Annotated in this window: 1 protein-coding gene and 1 pseudogene; one reads left to right on the top strand and one right to left on the bottom strand. The window is 69.2% G+C overall.

The features are described from left to right. Window positions 1-114: 114 nt before the first annotated feature. Window positions 115-603 (top strand): annotated as a pseudogene (locus tag AB0F15_RS45045) (CE1759 family FMN reductase); the annotation flags it as partial. 62 nt (window positions 604-665) lie between these two features. Here the strand turns inward: AB0F15_RS45045 and AB0F15_RS45050 are convergent. Beyond that, the coding region (locus tag AB0F15_RS45050; protein ID WP_360284095.1) for a DUF222 domain-containing protein at window positions 666-1,246 on the bottom strand (581 nt) is incomplete at its 5' end.

The following is a 1,246-nucleotide window of genomic DNA, read 5'->3' on the forward strand; positions in this document are numbered from 1 at the left end:
GTCTGGTGTATCAACCGCGCGGGGGTGGGGGGGGGTGGGGGGCCGCCCCCGCCCCCCCCCGGGGGGGCCCCCCCCCCCCCCCCCCCCCCCGCCCCCCCCCCCGGCTCGCCGGCCGAGGTTTCCGTGGTGGAGCTGCGCGACATCGCCCTCGACATCACGAAGAACCTGCTGACGGGCTTCCCGAGCCCGGCACTGCGGACGGCGATCGAGACGGTGACCGGCGCCGACGCACTGATCGCGGTGACGCCGGTCTTCACGGCGGGATACAGCGGCCTGTTCAAGTCGTTCTTCGACGTGCTGGACGCGGATTCACTGGCGGGCAAGCCGGTGCTGCTCGCGGCAACGGGCGGGACGGAACGGCACTCGCTGGTGCTCGACTACCAGCTGCGGCCGTTGTTCGGTTATTTGAAGGCGGATCCGGTGGCTACGGGCGTGTACGCGGCTTCGTCCGACTGGGGCAGTGGTGAGGCTTCGGGGGCTTTGCAGCGGCGGATCGAGAAGGCAGGCGGCGAGTTGGCTTCGTCGGTGGCCGGGCGGCCTGCGGTGGCTGAAGAGCCGGGCTTCGTTCCCTTTGCGCAGCTGCTGGCCGAGGTGGCGGAGTGAGGCTTTCTCGGTAGCGTCGGTGGTGGGCCCGCAGCCGTTGGACTGCGGGCCTTTCCCCTATCTCAGGCGGCGAATGGCAGTGGTTCGTGGATGTTGTTGCGCCGAGGTTTTCGGCGCCGGTCCAGAAACAGCGGCGGCAGGAACTCCGGTAAGCCGTCGGCGGCGATGCGGACTTCCCAGCCGGAGCGGTGCAACAACCGATGGTGGTGAGCGCACAGCAACACCAGATTGTTCAGATCGGTGGGACCACCGTCGGCCCAGTGTCGAACGTGGTGACCCTGGCAATGCCGGGGTGGGCGGTGGCAACCCGGGAACGCACACCCACGGTCCCGTAAGAACAGGGCACGGCGCAAACCCGCGGAAATCAGACGGCGGAGACGGCCGAGATTCAGCGGCTCGCTCTTCTCACCCAGCACCGCCGGGATAATCATGCTGTCACAAGCATGCACCCGAGCTTCGGCCGCCGACATCGAGCCGGTATCACCCAAGGTCGCGCGGCCGACACCCGCCTTCAGGTCTTCCAGGGACACGGCGACCAGCACGTGGGTGCGTTCGCCGGCTTGCATGGGCAGGTCTGGGGAGTTGAGGGCGAGGTCGACCGCGTCGGAGAAGGCGTCGCCGTAGCGGTGCTGCGGGGACCGCA

The sequence above is a fragment of the Amycolatopsis sp. NPDC026612 genome (assembly GCF_040638285.1).
GTDB lineage: Bacteria > Actinomycetota > Actinomycetes > Mycobacteriales > Pseudonocardiaceae > Amycolatopsis.